The organism is Lysobacter sp. CA196 (genome assembly GCF_052078695.1).
In the GTDB taxonomy this organism is placed as follows: domain Bacteria; phylum Pseudomonadota; class Gammaproteobacteria; order Xanthomonadales; family Xanthomonadaceae; genus Lysobacter.
Genome location: NZ_JBQJIN010000002.1, coordinates 327287 through 345721 on the forward strand (window position 1 = coordinate 327287; position 18435 = coordinate 345721).

At 67.6% G+C, this 18435-nt stretch carries 12 protein-coding genes and 1 riboswitch; of the genes, 5 read left to right on the forward strand and 7 right to left on the reverse strand.

Annotated elements, in window-relative coordinates; genetic code table 11:
* Positions 1 to 327: 327 nt before the first annotated feature.
* Entirely contained in the window at positions 328 to 1773 is a 1446-nt protein-coding gene (gene ahcY / locus ACTOWK_RS04105; RefSeq protein ID WP_057972660.1) for an adenosylhomocysteinase, read from the reverse strand.
* Between the two features lie 72 nt (positions 1774 to 1845).
* Positions 1846 to 1965, reverse strand: a riboswitch (S-adenosyl-L-homocysteine riboswitch).
* Between the two features lie 260 nt (positions 1966 to 2225).
* On the opposite strand from ahcY, the gene ACTOWK_RS04110 reads away from it, so the two are divergent.
* Complete coding sequence (locus tag ACTOWK_RS04110; protein WP_441328907.1) at positions 2226 to 4772, forward strand: prolyl oligopeptidase family serine peptidase; 2547 nt, start codon at positions 2226 to 2228, stop codon at positions 4770 to 4772.
* 265 nt (positions 4773 to 5037) lie between these two features.
* On the forward strand, positions 5038 to 6021 hold the full coding sequence (locus ACTOWK_RS04115) for a hypothetical protein (protein ID WP_441328908.1): 984 nt from the start codon (positions 5038 to 5040) through the stop codon (positions 6019 to 6021).
* A gap of 80 nt (positions 6022 to 6101) precedes the next feature.
* Here ACTOWK_RS04115 and metK read toward each other — a convergent pair whose 3' ends face one another.
* Positions 6102 to 7325 carry a methionine adenosyltransferase gene (gene metK / locus ACTOWK_RS04120; protein WP_441328910.1) on the reverse strand — a complete coding sequence of 408 codons (1224 nt, stop codon included), beginning with the start codon at positions 7323 to 7325 and terminating at the stop codon, positions 6102 to 6104.
* Positions 7326 to 7579: 254 nt separating this feature from the next.
* On the opposite strand from metK, the gene ACTOWK_RS04125 reads away from it, so the two are divergent.
* On the forward strand, positions 7580 to 9325 hold the full coding sequence (locus ACTOWK_RS04125) for a lysophospholipid acyltransferase family protein (RefSeq protein WP_441328911.1): 1746 nt from the start codon (positions 7580 to 7582) through the stop codon (positions 9323 to 9325).
* Positions 9322 to 10149 carry a UDP-2,3-diacylglucosamine diphosphatase gene (locus ACTOWK_RS04130; RefSeq protein ID WP_441328912.1) on the forward strand — a complete coding sequence of 276 codons (828 nt, stop codon included), beginning with the start codon at positions 9322 to 9324 and terminating at the stop codon, positions 10147 to 10149. Before ACTOWK_RS04125 ends, ACTOWK_RS04130 begins: the two co-directional genes overlap by 4 nt.
* A 90-nt stretch (positions 10150 to 10239) precedes the next feature.
* On the opposite strand, the gene ACTOWK_RS04135 is transcribed toward ACTOWK_RS04130, so the two are convergent.
* Positions 10240 to 10950 carry an aspartate/glutamate racemase family protein gene (locus ACTOWK_RS04135; RefSeq protein ID WP_441328913.1) on the reverse strand — a complete coding sequence of 237 codons (711 nt, stop codon included), beginning with the start codon at positions 10948 to 10950 and terminating at the stop codon, positions 10240 to 10242.
* Between the two features lie 137 nt (positions 10951 to 11087).
* On the opposite strand from ACTOWK_RS04135, the gene ACTOWK_RS04140 reads away from it, so the two are divergent.
* On the forward strand, positions 11088 to 12179 hold the full coding sequence (locus ACTOWK_RS04140; RefSeq protein ID WP_441328914.1) for a metal-dependent hydrolase: 1092 nt from the start codon (positions 11088 to 11090) through the stop codon (positions 12177 to 12179).
* Positions 12180 to 12313: 134 nt separating this feature from the next.
* Here the strand turns inward: ACTOWK_RS04140 and dusB are convergent, their stop codons facing one another.
* The 4 genes from dusB to ACTOWK_RS04160 form a co-directional block, all read right to left on the reverse strand.
* Positions 12314 to 13312 carry a tRNA dihydrouridine synthase DusB gene (gene dusB, locus ACTOWK_RS04145; protein WP_441328915.1) on the reverse strand — a complete coding sequence of 333 codons (999 nt, stop codon included), beginning with the start codon at positions 13310 to 13312 and terminating at the stop codon, positions 12314 to 12316.
* A gap of 101 nt (positions 13313 to 13413) precedes the next feature.
* Positions 13414 to 13749: a YegP family protein gene (locus ACTOWK_RS04150; protein WP_441328916.1), complete on the reverse strand. Its 336-nt coding sequence runs from the start codon at positions 13747 to 13749 to the stop codon at positions 13414 to 13416.
* 280 nt (positions 13750 to 14029) lie between these two features.
* On the reverse strand, positions 14030 to 15136 hold the full coding sequence (locus ACTOWK_RS04155; protein ID WP_441328917.1) for a PepSY-associated TM helix domain-containing protein: 1107 nt from the start codon (positions 15134 to 15136) through the stop codon (positions 14030 to 14032).
* 22 nt (positions 15137 to 15158) lie between these two features.
* Positions 15159 to 17279, reverse strand: coding sequence for a TonB-dependent receptor (locus ACTOWK_RS04160; protein WP_441328918.1), 2121 nt, complete (start codon positions 17277 to 17279; stop codon positions 15159 to 15161).
* Positions 17280 to 18435: the final 1156 nt, after the last annotated feature.

Here is an 18435-nt window from a genome sequence, read left to right on the forward strand (position 1 = left end):
GTCGGTGGGCGATTCGCCGATTCAGTCGTGAGGGATTCAAGTGTGCCTCGTGAGCCATTCAATCCAGTCACCGGGTCTATGCATCGCTCGTGCTGCATGGTGGTCGCGGCTTGCGCCGCTCCTACCCCAAAGCCGCGTATCAGGGGTAGGAGCGGCGCAAGCCGCGACTGCGATGCTGCGCTTGGCTGCGCCGCTCCGTCGCCTCGCCGCTCGCACCAGGGCCTGTCCGCCCGATCGTACGGCCCTGAATCGGCGCCGCACACAAAAAAACGGGCGCCGAAGCGCCCGTTTCTCTTGTCGCATCGATCCGCCTTGCGGCGGGACCGGTCAGTAGCGGTAATGGTCCGGCTTGTACGGGCCGTCGACCGAGACGCCCAGGTACTTGGCCTGGTCGTCGGTCAGGGTGGTCAGCTTCACGCCGATCTTTTCGAGGTGCAGACGCGCGACTTCTTCGTCGAGCTTCTTCGGCAGGATGTAGACCTTGGCTTCGTAGGTTTCCTTGTTCGCCCACAGCTCGATCTGCGCCAGGGTCTGGTTGGCGAACGAGTTGGACATCACGAAGCTCGGGTGGCCGGTGGCGCAACCGAGGTTGACCAGGCGGCCTTCGGCCAGCAGGAAGATCGAATTGCCGCCGGCGAAGGTGTACTTGTCGACCTGCGGCTTGATGTTCAGGCGCTTGGCGCCCGACGCGGCCAGCGCATCGACCTGGATCTCGTTGTCGAAGTGGCCGATGTTGCAGACGATGGCCTGGTCCTTCATCTGCTGCATGTGGGCCAGGGTCAGCACGTCCTTGTTGCCGGTGGTGGTGACGTAGATGTCGCCGCGGCCGAGGGTGCTCTCGACGGTGTTGACTTCGAAACCTTCCATCGCCGCCTGCAGGGCGTTGATCGGGTCGATCTCGGTGACCACGACGCGGGCGCCGTAAGCGCGCAGCGAGTGGGCCGAGCCCTTGCCGACGTCGCCGTAACCGCAGACCACCGCGACCTTGCCGGCCAGCATCACGTCCATCGCGCGCTTGAGGCCGTCGGCCAGCGACTCGCGGCAACCGTAGAGGTTGTCGAACTTCGACTTGGTGACCGAGTCGTTGACGTTGATCGCCGGGACCAGCAGCGAGCCGGCTTCGGCGAGCTGGTACAGGCGGTGCACGCCGGTGGTGGTCTCTTCGGAGACGCCCTTCCAATGCTTGACGACTTCGTGCCAGAAGCCCGGACGCTCGGCATGCACGCGCTTGAGCAGGTTCTTGATGACCTGTTCTTCGTGGTTGCCCGACGGGGTGTTGACCCAGCCGTCGCCATTTTCGAGTTCATAGCCCTTGTGGATCAGCAGGGTGACGTCGCCGCCGTCGTCGACGACCAGTTCCGGGCCGCGGAACTTGACCGCGCCGTCGCCCGGGAAGGTCAGCGCTTCCAGGGTGCAGTCCCAATACTCTTCCAGCGACTCGCCCTTCCAGGCGAACACCGGCGTGCCGCTCGCGGCGATCGCGGCGGCGGCGTGGTCCTGGGTCGAGAAGATGTTGCACGAAGCCCAGCGCACGTCGGCGCCGAGGTCGCGCAGGGTCTCGATCAGCACCGCGGTCTGGATGGTCATGTGCAGCGAGCCGGTCACGCGCACGCCCTTGAGCGATTGCGCGGCGGCGTACTTCTTGCGGATCGACATCAGGCCCGGCATTTCGTGCTCGGCGATGTCGATTTCCTTGCGGCCCCAATCGGCCAGGGTGATGTCGGCAACCTTGTAGTCGCCTTCGGTCGAGAAGGTCTTCGGTACTGCGTTCATGCTGTGTCGCTCCAGTTCTTTGGGGAGCCGGCGGATGCCGGGTCCGGCGAGTCATCGCTCGAAAGCGATCGCTCAAACCGGGCGCCGTTGGGACTACGCCTCGCCGAGCCTGGCCGTCATTCTGGAAGTCCGTAGCGGGTACGGGCTTTGCGGAAAGTTCCGCGGATGACGGTCGCAGCGCCCCTCGGCGGGCTGAGCGCGCAGTATATCGCGGCGCCCATGACCGCCGCACGGCGCCGGGCCGGATGCGCCTGAATATGACGTTCATCGCGGAACCGCGCGGACCGCGCCGGGGCCGTCCCGAACAGCCCCTATGGCATAGGCCGGCGACCGCGGCCGCGGGCTAAGCTCGGGCGGGCCGGCCCCGACCGAAGCCCAACGGCACGGCCGCCATGCGAGCCGATGCAGGCAGGGCGCCCCGGGATTTTCATCACTCACGAATCGGATCGAGCATGAACTCAGCCGCGCGACGCATAGGCCACATCAGTCTGTCCTCTCTGAAGCCGCCATCACGGGCCCTGCGTTGGCCGGGTTTGTTGCTGCTCCTGCTGCCGGTGGCGGCGACCGCGCAGACCGCGCCCGGCAGCGGTTATCAGCTGCCGCCGAAGGCCTTGCAGGCCATCGTCGACGCACCGCGGCCGCCGCAGATGTTCACCAGCCCGAAGCGCGACCGGGTCGCCCTGGTGCAGACGCCGTCGCTGCCGGGCATCGAGGTGGTCGCGCAACCCGAACTCAAACTCGCCGGCCTGCGCATTCATCCGCGCACGCGGGCGCAGAGCCGCTTCGCGTTCGGCGCCGGCCTGAGCCTGCTCGATATCGCCAGCGGCAAAAGCTCGAACGTGGAAGGCCTGCCCACGCCGTTGTCGTTGGCGACCCTGGAGTGGTCGCCCGACCAGCGCTGGATCGCCTTCAATCGCGTCGACAGCGCCAGCGGCGCGAACGAGCTGTGGTTGGTCGAAGTCGAACAGCGCCGCGCACATAAGCTGGTGTCCGGCGTCAACACCGTGTCCGGCCGCGGTTATGCCTGGATGCCCGACAGCCGCCGCCTGCTGGTGCAGCTGCAGCCCGAAGGGCAGGGCGAAGCGCCGCCGGCGAACGCCACCCCGACCGGGCCGGCGATGCAGGAAACCGAGATCAGCGCGACGGTGCGGCAGATCCGCACCTATCAGGATTTATTGCGCAACGAGAGCGATGCGCGCGTGTTCGAGTACTACCTGCGTTCGCAACTCGCCACCGTCGACCTGGCCGGTGCGGTGGTCCGCGCCGGTGCGCCGCAGTTGTACCTGGCGGCGACGCCGTCGCCGGACGGCCGCCATGTGTTGGCGACGCGAGTCGAGCGGCCGTTCTCGTATCAGGTGCCGGTGTCGATGTTCGCCCACCGCATCGAAGTGTTGGCGCCGGACGGCAAGTTCGAGCACGAGATCGCGCGTTTGCCCTTGGTCGACGGCTTGCCGACCGGCAACGACGCGGTGCCGACCGGCGTGCGCGAGATCGCCTGGCGCGGCGATGCGCCGGCGACCCTGGTCTGGGCCGAGGCCCAGGACGGCGGCGACCCGGCGCGCAAGACCGAGATTCGCGATGCGGTGCTGATGCAGGCGGCGCCGTTCGAACGTCCGCCGCAGACGCTGATGCGCCTTGGCGCGCGTTACGCCGGCGCGCATTGGGGCCGCGGCGACCTGGCCCTGGTCGACGAGTCCTGGTGGAAGACGCGGCAGACTCGGCAATGGCGGATCGCGCCGGACCACGGCGATCGCGCCCCCGAGCTGGTGTTCGAAGGGCTCAGCGAAGACCGCTACAACGACCCCGGCGAACCGGTCAGCATCCGCGACGCCAACGGCCAACGCCGCCTGCTGACTGCGGCCGATGGCGCGAGCCTGTTCTACATCGGCCAGGGCGCATCGCCGGAAGGCGACCGTCCGTTTCTCGACCGCTACGACCTGGCCGACCAGCAACGGACGCGGCTGTTCCATTCGCAGGCGCCGTATTACGAAACGCCGCAGGTCGTGCTCGACGATCGAGGCCAGCGATTGTTGACCCTGCGCGAGTCGCCGACCGAGCCGGGCAATCTGTATTTGCGCGATCTGTCAGCCGCCGACGCGGCGCCGCTCGCACTGACCCGTTTCCCGCATCCGACGCCGCAGCTCAAGGACATCAAGAAAGAACAGATCCGTTACAAGCGCGGCGACGGCGTCGATCTGACCGCCGACCTGTACCTGCCGCCGGGTTTCGACGCCAAGCGCGACGGCCCGCTGCCGCTGCTGATGTACGCCTATCCGGCCGAATTCAAGTCGGCGGCCGCGGCCAGCCAGGTCTACGGTTCGCCGTATCGCTTCAACGCGGTCAGCTATTGGGGCCCGCTGCCGTATCTGGCGATGGGCTATGCCGTGCTCGACAACCCGTCGATGCCGATCGTCGGCGAGGGCGAGCGCGAGCCCAACGACAGCTATATCGAGCAGCTCACTGCGAGCGCGCAGGCGGCGGTCGACGACGTGGTGCGCCGCGGCGTCGCCGACCGCGAACGCATCGCGGTCAGCGGCCACTCCTACGGCGCGTTCATGACCGCGAACCTGCTCGCCCACACGCGCTTGTTCAAGGCCGGCATCGCCCGCAGCGGCGCCTACAACCGCACCCTGACCCCGTTCGGCTTCCAGGCCGAAGAGCGCAACTACTGGCAGGCCGAATCGACCTACCAGGCCATGTCGCCGTTCAACTACGCCGACAAGATCAAGGACCCGCTGCTGCTGATCCATGGCGAGCAGGACAACAACTCCGGCACCTTCCCGATCCAAAGCGAGCGCCTGTTCGCCGCGATCAAGGGCCTCGGCGGCAAGGCGCGCCTGGTGATGCTGCCGAACGAAAGCCACGGCTACCGTGCGCGCGAATCGATCCTGCACCTGTTGGCCGAGACCAGCCGCTGGCTCGATCAGTACGTGAAGAACGCCAAGCCCGAAGCGGCACCCGCCACGAAGGGGAAGGCCACGTCGGCGACGGCGAAGTAGCTCTCGCGCCATCGCCGCAGCTGCGAACCAGCGAAAACGGAGCGCTTGCGCTCCGTTTTTGCTTATGTAGACGCGAGATGCGGCGCCACGACCTCCGCTGCGCGCGTCGGACTGCGGCCGCGGCCGCTTTTGCGAGCTTTCTGCGTGTAATGCGCTGCAACGACGCATCCGGATTTCCGATGTGGACGTTCGAGCGCCGCGCGGCCGGCGAGGGCGCCGTGGTGGCGGTCTCGCGACGGACGAGGGCTTGCATGAGGAGACGGCGATGACGACGCATGTGAAAGTGGGAGCGGACGAATGGCTGGTGGCCGACGCCGGAAACACCAGGCTTATGACCGACGGCCTGAGCGGATGCGTGGCGATCGGCCTGGTCAAGGGCGACAAGATCGCGCTGGCGCACGTGTACTCCGACTGCAGCGAAAAGAACGGCAACTGGGGCGTTTACGAAGAAGCCTTGAACAAAGCCTGGGAGACCTCCGGGTTCGGTGGCGCCGACAAGGCGAACGCGTTCTTGGTGTATTCCGATCCCAGCGATCGTTGGCTCGCCGGCAAGATCGAGGGCTGGCTGGAACACAAAGGCTTCGAACCGGAAAGCGCGATGGCGCCGGGATGCTCGATCGGCCGGTCCGACGGCGTCTTGGACTTTTCGCTGAAGAGCGAACGCAACAAGCTCGAGTACCTGCACGGCTATCGGACCTCGGCCGACGCTGGCGATACGGTGCAACGGGCGACCTTGTCCAAGAGCGCGGCGCCCGCGCAGGCCGCGACGGTTCTGGCCGATCGCGACGAGCGCAAGCAAGCCTCCGGTTCGGGTCCTGAGACCGATCTGCGCTTATCCGAGGCGAAGCATCCGATGCATGAGGTGTACAACCAGATCCTCGCCAAGATTCCCAAGGAACTGGTCAATTGCGAGGAAGACGACGATAAGCCGTTCGCTTCGGAAGCCCGGCAGTTGGCGTCGGCCTTGACCGTGGAATACATGAAGCACGGCGGCCACGCGGCGATCGGCAAGATCGGCGTCGGCGGGTCGGAGACCAACCAGATGGTGTTCCTGGCGACCGATCCGCCGGAGGCGTCGGGGCACGGCATGAGCGTGGAACTGGCCAAGGCCGATTCGGAACGCTATCCGCAGTTGGAGCGGCAGATGGGGCGCGAGGCCATGGCGCTGTATCCCGACTACTCGGCGCAGACGGTCTCGAGCCGCGGGCAGAATCTGGCCCAGAGCAGCACGGCGCCCGTGCATCAGTGAGGGTCCGGCCGATCAGTGTCTTGCCAACGAAAAAGGGCCGCTTTCGCGGCCCTTTCTCTTGATGCAGTATCGCTTCCGGCTTACTTCTTCAGCCCGGCATCCTTGCGCAGGTCGTCGGCCTTGTCGGTCTTTTCCCACGAAAACGCGGTCGCGGTCTGCTTCTTGCCGGCGCTGTCGAGGTAGCTGACTTCCTTCGGCTTGCGGCCGAAGTGGCCGTAGGCGGCGGTGAGCTGGTAGACCGGGTGGATCAGGTCGAGCATCTTGACGATGCCGTACGGGCGCAGGTCGAAGTGCTTGCGGATCAGCTTCTCGATCTTGTCGTCGCTGATCTTGCCGGTGCCGAAGGTGGTGACCGAGATCGAGGTCGGCTCGGCCACGCCGATGGCGTAGGAGACCTGCACTTCGCACTTGTCGGCCAGGCCGGCGGCGACGATGTTCTTGGCGACGTAGCGCGCGGCGTAAGCGGCCGAACGGTCGACCTTCGACGGATCCTTGCCCGAGAACGCGCCGCCGCCGTGACGGGCCATGCCGCCGTAGCTGTCGACGATGATCTTGCGGCCGGTCAGGCCGCAGTCGCCGACCGGGCCGCCGATCACGAAGATGCCGGTCGGGTTGATGTGGACCTTGCTCTTCGGCAGCTTCTCGAGCCACGCCTTCGGCAGCACCGGCTTGAGGACGTGCTCGTACACGCCTTCGACCAGGTCCTTCTGCTTGATGCCCGGATCGTGCTGGGTCGACAGGACCACGGCGTCGAGGCCGACTACCTTGTGCTCGGCGTCGTAGCGCAGGGTGACCTGCGACTTCGCGTCCGGACGCAGCCAGGGCAGCTTGGAATTCTTGGCCTTGCGGATCTTGGCCTGCTGCTCGACCAGGCGGTGCGAGTAGTAGATCGGCGCCGGCATGAATTCCGGGGCCTCGTTGCAGGCGTAGCCGAACATCAGGCCCTGGTCGCCCGCGCCCTGTTCTTCCGGCTTCTTGCGGTCGACGCCGGCGGCGATGTCGGGCGACTGCTTGCCGAGCATGTTGATGATCGCGCAGGTGTGGCCGTCGAAGCCGACGTTGGAATTGTCGTAGCCGATGTCGTTGATGACCTTGCGCGCGATCGCCTCGATGTCGACCCACGCATTGGTGGTGACTTCGCCGGCGACGATGGCCGCGCCAGTCTTCACCATCGTCTCGCAGGCCACGCGCGCGCGCTTGTCCTGGGCCAGGATGGCGTCGAGGACGGCGTCGGAGATCTGGTCGGCGATCTTGTCCGGGTGGCCTTCGGAGACGGATTCGGAGGTGAACAGGTAGCTGGACATCGAGGCTATATCCTCGTATTCGGATAGAAAGATGGCCGCACATAATACAGGGTCGGCCGCGAGCGCGCATTGTGCCGTGTCTTGGGGTTGCCGGGGGTTAAGCGGTCTTTAACTGCGGCCTATGTCCGGAATCTTCGGGGAAAAAGCCCGTCCTGGGCCTCAGCCGGCCCTGTCACCGGACTGACCCGAAACCGCCATGATCCTGTCGCCGCTCCGGCTCAGGCTGCCGGCATACCGCCGCCGATGCGACGCCGATGCTGCAATTCGAACGCCGACTGCAAGAGCGCTTCCCGCAATGGTTCCGGGGTCGCCGGGCCGGGATCGCCCGTCCTTTGCTCCGCACCATCGGGCGCTGGTCGAAATTCGACCGGGTCGATGGCTTCCTGGCCGAGAACGGCCACCTGCGCGGCTTCGCCTTCGTCACCGCCGCCCTGGATTTCCTGCAGGCGCGCTACCTGGTCGAGGCCGCCGAACTGCAGCGGATTCCCGCGACCGGGCGCCTGCTGATCGTCGCCAACCATCCGTCCGGGGCGGTCGACGCCCTGGCCTTGCTCGATGCGGTCGGCCGCGTGCGCCGCGACGTCCGCATCGTCGCCAACGATTTGCTGTCGGCGCTCGACGGCCTCGAAGGCCTGATCCTGCCGGTGCGCATTCTGGGCGGCCGGCCGAGCCCCGACAGCCTGCACGCGATCGAGGCCGCGCTGCAGGCCGAACAATGCGTGATCGTGTTTCCGGCCGGCGAAGTCGCCCGGCTCGGGCTGCGCGGGGTCACCGACGGGCGCTGGCGGCGCGGGTTCCTGCGCTTCGCCCGCAAGACCGCCGCGCCGGTGCTGCCGGTGCGGATCGAGGCGCGCAACTCGGCGCTGTTCTACGGCGCCTCGGCCTTGTTCAAGCCGGCCGGCACCGCCTTGCTGGCGCGCGAGATGTTCGCCCGCCGTGCGCGCCGGGTGGCGCTGCGCATCGGCCGGCCCTTGCAACTGCCGTTCGATGGCGACGCCGAGCGCTTGTTGCGCGAGGTGCGGCGCGAACTGCACGCGATCGGTACGCCGCGCGAGCGCGCCGCGCCGATCGGGCCGGAGCCGTTGATCGACGCGGTCGATCCGGCGCTGGTGCGGGCCGGGATCGAGGCGATGGAATCGCTGGGCCAGACCGTCGACGGCAAACAGATCCGGGTCGGGGTGTTGCCGGCCGGCGCGCCCCTGCTGCGCGAGATCGGCCGTCTGCGCGAGCTGACCTTCCGCGCGGTCGGCGAGGGCACCGGCCAGCGTCTCGACGTCGACGTCTTCGACAGTTGGTACGAACACATCGTGCTGTGGGACGCGGCCGAGGCGAAGATCGCCGGCGCCTACCGCATCGCGCGCGGCAGCCGGGTGCTGGCCGAACGCGGCCTGGCCGGGCTGTATACCGCGTCCTTGTTCCGCTATGCCGACGACGCGGTGCCGCGCCTGGCCCATGGCATGGAGCTCGGCCGCAGCTTCGTCGTGCCCGAGTACTGGGGCAGCCGCAGCATCGATTATCTGTGGCAGGGCATCGGCGCCTACCTGTGCCGGCATCCCGGCGTGCGCTACCTGTTCGGGCCGGTCTCGATCAGTGCGGCCCTGCCGGCCGATGCGCGCGAGCAGATCGTCGCTTACTACGCCCGCTATTACGGCAGCGCAGAATCGGCGACCGTGTCGAAGCAGCCCTTCGTCTACCGGGCCGCGCCGCCGCAGTTCGACGCGCTCGATGCGGCCACCGCCTTCCGCGTGCTCAAGGGCAATCTCGATGCGCTCGGCGCGAGCCTGCCGATGCTCTACAAGCAATACACCGACCTGTGCGAACCCGGCGGTGCGCGTTTCCTCGCGTTCGGCGTCGACCCGGCTTTCAGCGACGCGGTCGACGGCCTGATCGAAGTGGACTTGCAGCGCCTGCGCCCGAAGAAGCGCGAGCGCTATCTCGGTGCCGCGCCGCGCGCGGCCGAGTCCGGCATCGAACCCGTCGCCAGCGAGGCCGTGTCATGAGTCCTGCATCGATCGTGCAATTGCCGGTACGCCGCAGAGCCGTGTTCGTCTCCGACGTGCATCTCGGAGCCAAGCACTGCCATGCCGAGGAATTCGCTGACTTTCTGCAGAGTTTGCGTTGCGATCGCCTGTACCTGGTCGGCGACATCGTCGACCTGTGGTGGATGGCGCAGCGCCGCGCCGCCTGGGGCTCGGCCCAGTACCGCGTGGTCGAGGCCTTGCATGCGCTGGTGCGCGCCGGCACCGAGTTGATCTATGTGCCCGGCAACCACGACCGCTCGATCCGGCGTTTCTGCGGTCTGGTGTTGCCGCGCATGCAAGTGCGGCGGCGGGCGATCCACCTCACCGCCGACGGCCGCCGCCTGCTGGTGACCCACGGCGACGATTACGACACCGTGACCCAGTTCGGCGGCATGCAGGAGAAGTTCGGCGACTGGCTGTACGAGCGCATCCTGACCAGCAACCGCCTGACCAACCGGGTGCGCCGCCGCTTCGGCCTGCGCTATTGGTCGTTGGCGGATTTCCTCAAACGCCAGAGCGGCGCGGCCGAGCGTTATATCTCGCGCTTCGTCCAGGCCGGCCTGGGCGACGCCAGCCGGCGCGGCCTCGACGGCATCGTCTGCGGCCACATCCATCGCGCGGCCCTGTTCGAGCGCGACGGCTGCGTCTACGCCAACGACGGCGACTGGGTCGAAAGCCTGACCGCGCTGGCCGAAGACCCCGACGGCACCTTGCGCCTGTTGTCCCACACCGGTGAAACCCTGGCGTTGTTGCCGGCACGCGCGCCGCGGCAACTGCCGGGCTCGCTGCCGCACGCGGCTTGAGTTAGCGGAGGCTCGATCTCGCTTTGCTCCCTCTCCCGCCTGCGGGAGAGGGCCGGGGTGAGGGCCTCCCGGCCGCTTCACCCGAAGCCATCAAACGCCCGACATCGACCGCCGCAACGCCGCCTGCGCCAGCAACCGGGTCGAATCCAAAGTCGGCAGCGGCGAATTCTCGTCGCTGACGATCAGGGGAATCTCGGTGCAACCGAGCACCACCGCATCGCAGCCGGCATCCCTCAGCCGGCCGATGACCTGTTCGAAATACGCCACCGACTCGGGCTTGAACGTGCCGTAGACCAGCTCGTCCATGATGATCCGGCCGATCTGCGCGCGCTCTTCCGCGCTCGGCCGCAGATAGTCCAGGCCGAACGCGCCGAGCTTGTCCGGATAGACCTCGCTCTCGACCAACCAGCGCGTGCCGGTGATGCCGATACGGCGGAAGCCGCGTTCGGCCGCGCGCTGCGCCACGACCTCGGCGATGTGCAGCCACGGCAGCGGCGAGCGCGCTTCGACGTAAGGCATGGCCTGGTGAATGGTGTTGTCGGGGCAGATCAGGAACTGCGCGCCGGCCGCGGCCAGCTTGTGCGCCGACGACAGCATCAGCTCGCCGACGCCGTCGAGGTCGCCGCGGTCCAGGCAGTCCACGTAGTCGGCCAGGGAATGGCCGTGCAGGGCGATGTCGGGGTGCGCATGCGGGCCGAGCAGGCGCGCGCCTTCGGCGCAGATCGTCCGATAACACAGCGCCGCGCCTTCGGCCGAACAGGCGACGATGCCGATGGGCTGGGGCAGGGGGCGGTTCGGCATGGCGGGCGAGTCCGGGTGGGGGCGTTGCGATTATCGGGCAGCATCGCAGGCGCTTCCAGGCAGGTCGAGGGCCACGCCGGCGCCTTCCCAACGAAAAACAAACTCGCCGCCTGCGGGCCTGCGGTTAGCATTCGCGCATGGATTCCCTGACTCAAATCGTGCTCGGCGCGGCGCTGAGCGCCGCCATCGCGCCTGCCGGGCATCGCCGCGCGGCCTTGCTCGCAGGCGCCGCGCTCGGCACTTTGCCCGACCTCGACGTCATCCCGGTCAACCTGTTCACCGCCGACCCGGTCGAACGCATGACCTGGCACCGCAGCCTCAGCCATTCGTTGTTGGTGCTGCCTTTCATCGCCTGGGCGATCTGGGCCTGGTGCCGCGAACGCGCCGGCCGCGTGGCGCAATCGCCCAAGCGCTGGTTCTGGGCGATGCAGGCCGCGTTGCTGACCCATCCGGTGCTCGATGCCTTCACCGTTTACGGCACCCAGTTGCTGTGGCCGCTGCCGGTCAAGCCGGTGATGTGGTCGAGCGTCTTCATCATCGACCCGCTGTACACGGTGTGGTTGTTGATCGCCTGCGTGGTGGCCTGGTTCGCGCGCGAACGCAAGCTCGCGCAACCGGCGCTGGTGGTCGGTCTGGCCTTGAGCTCGCTGTATCTCGGCGGTTCGCTATGGGCCAAGGCGCGGGTCGAACGCGACGCCGGCGCCGCGCTGGCCAAGCTGGGTTTGCAGGACGCGCCGCGGTTCTCGGTGCCGATGCCGTTCAACACCTTGCTGTGGCGGGTGGTGGCGATGACGCCGGACGGTTTCGTCGAAGGCGAGCGTTCGCTGGTCGCCGACCGCGGGCCGATGCAGTTCCGCGCCTACGCTTCCGATATGCAAGCCTACCAACAAGTCAGCGGTTATCCGGCGGTGCATCGCCTGAACTGGTTCAACCATGGTTTCATGAAAGCCGAACAGCGCGACGGCCGCTTGATCGTCACCGACCTGCGCATGGGCGCCGAGCCCGACTACAGCTTCCGTTTCGCCGTGGCCGAACGCGACGCCGAGTCCTGGCGCGAGATTCCGCCGCAGCAGTTGCAATGGCCGTGGGACGCGGCGCGCAAGTTGCCGGCGATGTGGGCGCGGATCTGGCAGGAGCCGGAGGTCGTCGCCGAGGCGGAACCGCCCGCGCCGGTGTCGATGCGCGCGGCGGCGATCCCGGCGCAAAGCCACAACGGCGGCATGCGCTGAGTCGCGGCCACCGGCCGCGCGCCGGGTAGCAGGCCCGTTCGGAAAATCCTGAAAGCCGCCGACACGGCAACGCGCCATGCATCGGCATCGCTGAGAAAGATCTTGGTGGCCTGCGCTGCAGACGATCCGCCGGCTCAGGCCGCGACCGGCAGCTCCGGCGACACGCCCGCGACCAGGGCGTCGAAGTAATCGCAGGTCAGCCGCAGCTGCAGTTCGGCGGTGTCGGCGCGGTTGACCACGGCGCGGAAGGCGGCGTTCTCCGGGCGGTCCTTGGCGTACCAGCCCAGGTGCTTGCGGGCGATGCGTACGCCGGAGAGTTCGCCATAGAACGCGTGCAGATGTTCCAGATGGCCGAGCAGGAGGTCGCGCACCTCGGCCAGAGTCGGCGGCGCCAGCTCTTCGCCGTGCGCCAGGTAGTGGGCGATCTCGCGGAAGATCCACGGACGGCCCTGCGCGGCGCGCCCGACCATGACCGCGTCGCAGCCGGTGTGGGCGAGCACGTAGGCGGCCTTCTGCGGCGAGTCGATGTCGCCGTTGGCGATCACCGGGATCGACAGCGCCGCCTTGATCGCGGCGATGGTGTCGTACTCGGCGCTGCCGGTGTATTGCTGGTCGCGGGTGCGGCCGTGCACAGCGAGCGCGGCGATGCCGGCGTCCTCGGCGATGCGGGCGATGTTAGGGGCATTGCGCTGGTCGTGGTCCCAGCCGGTGCGGATCTTCAAGGTGACCGGCACGTCGACCGCCTTGACCACGGCTTCGACGATGCGCCCGACCAAGGCCTCGTCGCGCATCAGCGCCGAACCGGCCCAGGCGTTGCAGACCTTCTTGGCCGGGCAGCCCATGTTGATGTCGACGATCTGGGCGCCGTGGTCGACGTTGTAGCGGGCCGCATCGGCCATGATCTGCGGCACGGTGCCGGCGATCTGCACGCTGATCGGGTCGGGCTCGCCGTCGTGGTCCATGCGGTGGCGCGACTTGGCCGTGCTCCAGAAGCGCGGGTCGCTGGTGGTCATCTCGGACACGCACAGACCCGCACCCAGGCGCTTGCTCAGCACCCGGAAGGGCTTGTCGGTGACCCCGGCCATGGGCGCGAGGATCACGCGCGGCATGAGGGAATAAGGGCCGATGCGCATGGCGGCATTGTAAGCCACCCTGCGCGCGGCCCTGGCCGGGCCACTCGAGCCGGCCGCTCGCAGCCGGCTGCGATGGGCCGGGCTGCCGAGGCGGACGTCGCTCAGCCGGTGTGGTCGTCCAGGCTTGCGGTCGGGGCGTTCAGCCTGACCGAGGCGACGCCTTTTTCGAGCGCGCCGTTGCTGGAGTACAGCTCGCTGGTACCGACGATCTCGCCGTTGCCGGCCTTGAGGACGAAATAGGGGCGGTCGTTGGACGAGGTCTTGCGCTCGTAGCGGGCGTCGTTCTGGCTGTTGCTGCGCACCGATTCGACGCCGTTGGCGCACGAGTCCTTGGCCTTGTAGCCCTCGCTGCTGAGGATCGGTTCGCCGTTGCCGGCCTTGAGCACGAACTGGAACTCGCCGTTGCTGCGCTTGCTGATTACGAACTTGCCTGCCATTTTCGTTCCCTCGGTTAGCCGCCGGCGGCGGACGTGTGACATCCGGTTACACGTCGATAGAACGCGGTTGTGAACCCGATCCGGCCGCAGGCCGCGACCGCCGGTCGGCGCAGCGGGACGCCGGATGGCGGTTCTGGCGCCGTAAGGCAGGGTCGAGGTCACGTTTCGCGCCTCGCCTGGCGGTAGCGCCGCGGGCGGGAGCGGCAGGCCAGGCGCTGCGGGTCCGGGCAGGGAGCCTGCGCTGATCTCGCAGGCTCGATCCGCGCAGCGCGGCCGGGATTCAGCGATTGCGGCGCCGCCGCCAGAACAGGAAGCCGGTGACGAGCAGGAACGGCGGCGCCAGGCCGGTCAGCGCGATCAACACCTGCCACAGGCGCCCGCCGACGAAGCCGCCGTGCAGCGGATAGATCGATTCGTAGCTGCGCGTGCCGAGCCCGTGCCGGGTCGCATCGAGCGTGCCGATCAATCGTCCTCGATAAGGATCGAGCCAGACCATGCTGCGCCCGACCGGGTGCCATTCGTCGACGGCGCGGCTGCGGATTGCGATCAGTCCGCTGCCGGCCTTGGGCAGGCCGATGCGGTTCAAGCTCGCCCCCGCGAGCGGGCCGTCCGCCGCGACCGCGGTTTCGGCCGCGCGCAGGGTTGCGGTCCAGTCGACCGGCTCGTCGCGCGCTTCGAGCTTGGGCGGCTTGCGCGGCTTGGCGTCGCCGAAGGCCGCTTGCAGGCCGTCGCGCACCACGCCGTCGTAGATCATCGACACGCCGGTCGACGCCGCCAGCAAAGTCAGCGGCAGCAGCCACAGACCGATGCCGCGATGCCAGCTGAGCCAGCGCCGGGTCGGCGGCCCGCGGTACCACTTCAGGCTCGCCGCCAGCGCTTTCCAGCGCGGCCACCACAGGTACAGGCCGCTGGCGAGCAGGAACACCGCGACCAGGCCGACCACGCCGAGCACCTGTTCGCCGGTCTTGCCGCCGAGCAGATGGATGTGCAGATCGCGCAGCCACAGCAGCAGGTCGTTGTCGGTATTGCGCAGCAACAGCAGCTCGCCGCTGGCCGGGTCGAAGTAACGGCGCTCGTTGTCCGGGAAATAGGCCTGCCACACCGGCAACTTCGCCGTGGGCAGGTCGATCGAGCTCATGCCCTGGCTCTGCCAATGCCCGACGATGCGTTCGAGCGCCCGCCCGCGTTGCTCCGCGGTCGGCAGGGCGTGTTCGGCGAGTTGCGGGTAGGCGAGTACCAATAGCTCGCGCTGGAACGCGAGCACGGTGCCCGACAAGGCGACCACGGCGAACAGCAGCCCGGCGGTGAGGCCGAGCCACAGATGCAGCCACTTCAAAGTCGTGCGCAGGCGCGAACGCAGTGAGGTGTGGGCCTGGCGATGGGACATGCTGGGCGGGCCGGAAGCGGACTCAGAAGCGATATTGCCAGCTCGCGCTCAACACGCGGCCGCGGCCGGCGACGTAGGTGTCGTTGCGCGGCGTGCTCTGCGAGTAATAAGTCAGGTACTGCTCGTCGAGCAGATTCTCCACGCCCAGGTTGAGCTGGCCGACCGGCAGCGTGAAGCGGGCCTGCAGGTCGAGCGTGGTGTAGCCGTCGGTGCTGGCGACGCGTACGCCCTTGAGGTCGAAGTCGCGGTCCAGCGAGCGGCTGCCCTGCAGGCGCGTGGAGATGTTCTCGCTCCAGCGGTGGTCCCAGAACGCGATGATGCGGTCGGGGCTGATGTTGATGCCCGGCAGATCGCTGTCGACGCGATCGTCGCCGTCGCTGTCGTAGCGGCCTTCGGCGCCGGCGTAGCCCAGGCCGATGCGGCCGGCGTCGGAGAACTGGAACGCCAGGTTGGCTTCGACGCCGCGGATCTCGGTGCGTTCGCGCACCACGTTATAGCTCTGGGTGTTGCGGTCGAAGGCCAGGCGCGAGCCGAGGTCGGAGTCGGACCAGTATGCCGCCACGTGCGCGACCCAGCGGCCGTTGTCGAAGTCCACGCCGAGCTCGCGGTTGTCGGACACCACCGGCGACAGGTCGACCAGGTTGTCGACGCGCTGGTTCGGCGCGGTGATGCCGCGCAGCACCCGGCCGATGTCGGCGACGGTGTAGCCCTCCGAGTACGAGGCATAGAACTTCAACGCCTCGCTGGCTTCCCAGACCGCGCCGAAGTTCGGCAGGGTCTTGCGGGTCTTGGGCGAGCCGCCCTCGACGAAACGGCTGCCGCCGGCGTTGGCCGGGATGGTGCTGAAATCGTCGACCTTGAGCTGGCCGCGTTCATGGCGCAGGCCGCCGGTCAGCATCACCTTGTCGGCGACCCACCATTCGGCCTGGACGAACGGCGACCAGGACTCGTACTGCGTTTCCGGCACCCACTTGAGGCCGCTGACCACCAGTTCCTGGTAGGTCGTGTCGCGGCCCCAGTCGAGGCCGAGGGTGACGCGCAGACGCTGGTCGAACAGGTTGTCGCGCGACCAGCTGAACTTGGCGCCGAGTTTTTCCGAGACGTTCTGCGACTGGTCCCACCAATGCAGGTCGCGGCCGTCGCGCCAGAAATCTTCCCAGTCGGTGGCGCCGTACAGACCCTTGAAGTCGACCCAGTACAGCTGCGCCTGCAGATAACCGCCGGCCATGGACTTGTCGGTGTAGTCCAGCACCAGCGAGGTCGAGCGGTTGCGCGCGCCCTGGCCTTCGCGGCTGCCGCGCGCCGAGGTGGCGAGGCGGCCGCTGCGGATGTCGCCGTTGACGGTGATGTAGTCGTTGTTGCCTTCGAGCTCGTAGCGGTTGGCGGTGAGCTGCAGGCGGCGCTGCTCGTCGAGGTCCCAGCCGGCCTTGGCGAACAGATTGTGGCTGCGCGCGTCCATCAGGTCGCCCTGGATGTCGTTGACCGCGATCGCGTCGCCGTTGCCGTCGTAGTACAGGCCTTCGCTGGCGAAGGAGACGCCGCCGACGAAGTCGAACGCGCCGTGGCGGGTGCCGAACAGGTACGAGCCGCGATAGCCGCTGCCGTCGCTCTGACTCGGTAGTGCGGTGCTGGCGCCGAGGCTGAGCTCGTGGAAGCGTTCGCCGTCCTGGCGCGGCGCGCGTTTGGTGATGATGTTGATGATGCCGCCCGACGCGCCGAGGCCCTGCAGCGCATTGGCACCGTGGATGACTTCGATGCGCTCGATCATCGCCGGGTCGATGGTGTGGCCGTCGCGACCGCCTTCGCGCAGCGGCGTCGATTGCGGCACACCGTCGACCAGGTACAGCGGCTTGCGCCCGCGCAGGGTTTCGCCGCCGTTGGTGAGCTTTTGCCGCGACGGCGCGAACGAGGGGATCAGGTTGGCCAGGACCTGAGAGATGTCCTGGGTCACCGCCAATTGCTGGCGCAGCTGTTCCTGGTCGATCACCGTGATCGTATTGGCCAACGCGGCCTCGGAGTTCGGCATGCGGCTGGTGCTGGCCGAAACGGTGACCCGGTCGATGTCCTTGGCCTCGTCGGCGTGGGCGACGGGCGCGGCGAGGGCGGCCAGCAGGGCGCTGGCGAGGAACGAGAAACGGGGCATGAGGGGTAGGCCTGGGAACTGCGACAGGGTTCGCATGTTAATGCGAACCATTCTCAAGCTAAAGGGTGGGTGGCATTTTTCCTTGCCGAAGACCGGCTGGGGCGGCGCTTTGGGCCCGTCAGGGGGGCTCCCCCGTAGGAGCGGCGTGAGCCGCGACCAAGGAATGGGTAGGCACAGCCTCGCCTTCGTCACTTATCGAAGCCGCGAACTGTCGCGGGGTAGGAGCCGCGCAAGCCGCGACCAAGGGATGGAAAGGCACAGCCTCGCCTTCGTCACTTATCGAAGCCGTGAACTGTCGCGGGGTAGGAGCGGCGCAAGCCGCGACCGCGCAGTTGGCGGTTGCGACGCCTCTTACCGCAGAGCCGTGAAGCAACATCTACAGCTTCCGTCCGCTAAAGCGGCCGGGTTACTTTCTTTTGCTGGCCCAAAAGAAAGCTAACCAAAGAAAAGGCCTTCCTTGACGAAGCCCCCTTGCGAGGTCGGGGCTGTCGCCGGGATTTTCCGATAGGACATCCTTGTCCTATCGAAAAACGGCGCACGTCCTGTGCGCCGCCCTCCGGGTCTACGGCTGCATCGCAAGTTCGGAACTGCGCCAAGCTCTTCACGGCAACGGCAACGGCAACGGCAACGGCAACGGCAACGGTAATTGCTGCTCTTGGGTAGGAGCGGCGCAAGCCGCGACCACGCAACTCCGATCGCCCGCGCTGGCAGCCGCAGATTCGCGGTCGCGGCTTGCGCCGCTCCTACCCCGGTGGAAGCACGCCGCTTCGATGGATGACGTTGGCGTTGTCGCCCCCGCGCGTTCTGCGGTCGCGGCTCACGCCGCTCCTACAGGGGAGGCACCGCCGCTACTTTGATTCTCTATTTGTCGCTTTGGCTTTGCGCCGCCTCGCACTCGCGAAGGCCATAGAAGACCCGAAGGGCGGCCCGCAAGGATGCGGGCCGTTTTTCATCGGGACAGGGATGTCCCGTATGTAGAGCCCTGCGCATGCACCGCTCGTGCGGGCTTGTGATTCAAAACAAAGCAACTTCTTTGGTTAGGCGGTCTCTAAGCTTAAGTGCATCACCCACCGAAGGGTTCTGCACATGGGCCACCACTACACCCACCTGAGTCCCGAAGAGCGCGGCGCCATCATGGCCTGGGTCCGCCAAGGTC